Below are 3,590 nucleotides of genomic sequence, written 5' to 3'. Positions count from 1 at the left end.
GGCCGGGGCCGGGGTTTCGGCCTGGATCTGGGTGGACTGCGGGCTCACCTGGGACTGGGCCGCGGCAGGAGCGGCACCGGCCGTGCCGGACAGGCCGAGCTTGGCCGAGCAGGCGGGCCAGGCGCCCCAGCCCTGTCCGGCCAGGACCTTCTCGGCCACGGCGATCTGCTGCTCGCGGCTGGCGTTCTCGGGTGCACCGGCTCCGCCGTAGGCGGCCCAGGTGCTCGGGGTGAACTGCAGTCCGCCGGAGAACCCGTTGCCGGTGTTGATGCTCCAGTTTCCACCGGACTCGCACTGCGCCAGCGCGTCCCAGGTGGCGCCGTCCGCGGCGTTGGCGGGGGCGGCCATCGCCACACCCGCGCCGGACAGGGCCGCAACGGCCAGGCCTCCGCGCAGGACGCGGCTGAATTTCTTGTTCTTAAGTACGTTCACAATGCTCCACAGGGGCCACCTTCGCTCCATCCGTCCCCGGACTTCATCGCGCCGCCGTCAACCGCTCGTTGGATCGAGGTCAATTCCGACGTCTGCCATGTTGACGGCGTATGGTGTGGGCAGCGCCGAGCATATTCGGTTTTTATCGCCGGATATTGCCCGGCCGCACCGGGACCTTGGTCCCCAGCACCCGCGCTACGTTACCGGAACGTTATTTGGTGACCAAATCGAGACCAAACTGCGGTGTAACCCCGGAAAATCCGCGTATTCACGCGGATTTGCGGGAAAGGGCGGCCGTTGCCGTAATCACTTTGTGATTTTTCTCACGTTTAATCCCGCGTTTGGGCCGGCCGGATCCGGACCTCCTGCCGCATCACCCCTTGCGCGGGCTGCCGGCCACCGGCCGGCAGCCCGCGTCCCTGCCGCCTGCGGTCCCGCCGGCGGCAGGCAGAACAGGCGCGGCGGGGATGGCTATATGATGAATATCTAAATCCATGAACTACTGAAGGCCCCGGATGGATCCCCTCACCGATTTCCACGCCCCGCTGTATGAGCTCAAGGCCAACCTCTTCAAGGGGCTCGCCCACCCTGTCCGCATCCGCGTCCTCGAGCTGCTGGCCGCCTCCCCCGCGGTCTCGGTGGCCGAGCTGATCGCCGCAACCGGCCAGGAGGCCTCCAACCTGTCGCAGCACCTGTCCGTACTGCGCCGCCACCAGCTGGTGGACTCCGAGCGCCGCGGCAGCCAGGTCTTCTACCGGCTGGCCCACCACCAGGTGGCCGAGCTGCTGGCCGTGGCCCGCAGCCTGCTGCACGAGGTGCTGGACACCACCCGGAAAAACCTGGAATTGTCCGCCAGCCTGCCCGGCGTCCCCGCCCTCCCGGCCCCCGGCCCCGCAGAGGGGGAACGGCGGTGACCAAGGCGGCGGCATCGATCCGCGCGCTGCTGCCCGGCAAGGCGGACTACGCCGTGCTCGGGCGCAGCTGGAAATCCGACCTCACCGCGGGCATCACCGTAGGCATCGTGGCCCTGCCGCTGGCCCTGGCCTTCGGGGTCAGCTCCGGCGCCGGCGCGGCAGCCGGGCTGGTCACCGCCATCGTCGCCGGCCTGGTGGCGGCGGTGTTCGGCGGTTCCAACGTGCAGGTCTCCGGGCCGACCGGCGCCATGGTGGTGGTCCTGGCGCCGGTGATTGCCACCTACGGCCTGTCGGTGCTGCCGGTGGTCACCGTCATGGCCGGGCTCATCGTGCTGGCCGCGGGCGCGCTCAGGCTCGGCCGGGCGGTCACCTACATCCCGTGGCCGGTGATCGAAGGCTTCACGCTGGGCATTGCCGCCATCATCTTCCTCCAGCAGGTCCCGGCCGCCTTCGGCGTGCCCGCCGGCGACAGCACCAACGCCGCGGTGTCGGCCCTGCAGGCGCTGGGCACCACGAACTGGTCCACGCTGTTCTGGCCGGCGGTCATGGTGCTGGTCGTCGCCGCCGTCATGGTGCTGGCGCCGAAGCTCCACCCGCAGGTTCCCGGTTCCATCATCGGCATCATCGTGGCCACCGCCATTGCCCGGCTGGCGGGCCTGCCGGTGGCCCGGATCGGGGAGCTTCCCCATGCCCTGCCCGCCCCGGCCCTTCCGCTGTCCGACCCGTCCACCGCCGCGGCGCTCCTGGGTCCGGCCCTGACCATCGCCGCGCTGGCCGCAATCGAGTCGCTGCTCTCGGCCCGGGTCGCCGCCTCCATCTCCGACACCGGCCCGTACGACGCGGACCGGGAGCTGGCGGGCCAGGGCCTGGCCTCGGTGGCTTCCGGCTTCTTCGGCGGCATGCCCGCCACCGGCGCCATCGCCCGCACCGCGGTCAACATCCGCTCCGGCGCCCGGTCCCGGCTGGCCGGCGTCGTCCACGCCCTGGTGCTGCTTGCCGTCGTCTATCTGGCCGCGGACCTGGTCGCGCAGATCCCGCTGGCCGCCCTCTCCGGTGTCCTGATGGTCACCGCCACCCGGATGGTCGCGCCGGCCACGCTGCGCAGCGTGATCGGCTCGACCCGCGCGGACACCGTCGTTTTCTTCGTCACCGCCGTCATCACCGTGTCCCTGGACCTGATCCAGGCCGTGGAGATCGGCATCGTGGTCGCCGCGTTCTTCGCCCTGCGCGCCCTGGTCAAATCCAGCGGCGTGCACCGGGAGGAACTGCCCGGGCCGGTCCGGGACGGGGACGAACAGATTGCGCTGTTCCGGCTGGACGGCGCGCTGTTCTTCGGCGCCGCCGAGCGGGTGCTCGAACGGGTGGGCGCGATCCGCAATGCCGGCGTGGTCATCATCCGCATGTCGCAGCTGCAGATCCTCGACGCCACCGGCGCCCGGGTCATCGCCGAACTGGTCACCGCCCTGGAACGCCGCGGCATCACCGTGCTCATCAAGGGCATCCAGGAACGGCACCTGGCGCTGGCCCGCCGGGTGGGCGTGCTGGATTCGCTGCGGCACCGGAACCACCTCTTCACCGAGCTCGAACCCGCGGTGGAGCACGCCCGCAGCCATGTCCTGCGGAACCGGCAGGCCGCCGCGGCCCCGGCTAGAGTGAAACCGTGAGTTCCGCCGCCACCCGCACCGCCCGCATCGACCGTCCCACCAACGCCTTCCGCATCCTGGTTGCCGCGGCCAGCATTCCGATGGCCGTCCTCGTGGCCCTCTGGGTGGCGGGCGGGCGGGTGCTGTTCGGCGTCGGCGGGCAGCTGACCCTGCTGCTGGGCCTGACGCTGGCTCCCGTGCTGTTCATCCTCCTGCTCCTGGCGGGCGTGCGGACGACGGCGACGGCGGCGCGGTACCGGCCGTTCGCCGCTTCCGCGGGAACCTCCGCCGTGCTCGCCGGCGCCTGGCTGACGGCCCTCGGTTTCGGCTTCACCGTGCCCGATTTCGGGCCCGCCGGCGGCTCGGTCATGTCCCGCCTGCTCGGCGAGGCGGCGCTGGGCGTCTCCACCGCGCTGTGCAATCCGCTGGGGATCATCAGCGTCGGGCTGGCCATTGCCGCCGTCGTAATGGCCTACCGGGATGCCCGCCGCACGTCCCGGCTGCTGCGGGGGCTGCCCGAACGCGAACCGGAGGACTGATTCCCGGCGCCCCGGCGGTCAGGGCGGGCCTGCCGGCGGCAGCCGGCGCCGGACCAGGACCC

General features: G+C 71.4%; 4 protein-coding genes. 3 read left to right on the top strand and 1 reads right to left on the bottom strand.

The features are described 5' to 3' along the window. Positions 1 to 462: transglycosylase family protein (locus ACFQ36_RS21570; RefSeq protein WP_377017415.1), on the bottom strand; the 462-nt coding region annotated here is incomplete at its 3' end. 485 nt (positions 463 to 947) lie between these two features. On the opposite strand from ACFQ36_RS21570, the gene ACFQ36_RS21565 reads away from it, so the two are divergent. From ACFQ36_RS21565 to ACFQ36_RS21555, 3 genes are read left to right on the top strand one after another with little or no spacing between them, the layout of a single operon-like run. After that, positions 948 to 1,346 carry an ArsR/SmtB family transcription factor gene (locus ACFQ36_RS21565; protein ID WP_377017413.1) on the top strand — a complete coding sequence of 133 codons (399 nt, stop codon included), beginning with the start codon at positions 948 to 950 and terminating at the stop codon, positions 1,344 to 1,346. Next, entirely contained in the window at positions 1,343 to 3,010 is a 1,668-nt protein-coding gene (locus ACFQ36_RS21560; RefSeq protein WP_377017411.1) for a SulP family inorganic anion transporter, read from the top strand. The genes ACFQ36_RS21565 and ACFQ36_RS21560 overlap by 4 nt, the downstream gene beginning before the upstream one ends. Further along, positions 3,007 to 3,528, top strand: coding sequence for a hypothetical protein (locus ACFQ36_RS21555; protein ID WP_377017409.1), 522 nt, complete (start codon positions 3,007 to 3,009; stop codon positions 3,526 to 3,528). Before ACFQ36_RS21560 ends, ACFQ36_RS21555 begins: the two co-directional genes overlap by 4 nt. Positions 3,529 to 3,590 lie beyond the last annotated feature (62 nt).

The organism is Arthrobacter sp. GCM10027362, assembly GCF_042679445.1.
In the GTDB taxonomy this organism is placed as follows: domain Bacteria; phylum Actinomycetota; class Actinomycetes; order Actinomycetales; family Micrococcaceae; genus Crystallibacter.
The sequence above is the reverse complement of the archived record's forward strand: the minus strand, read 5'-3'. Positions and strand labels throughout refer to the sequence as shown.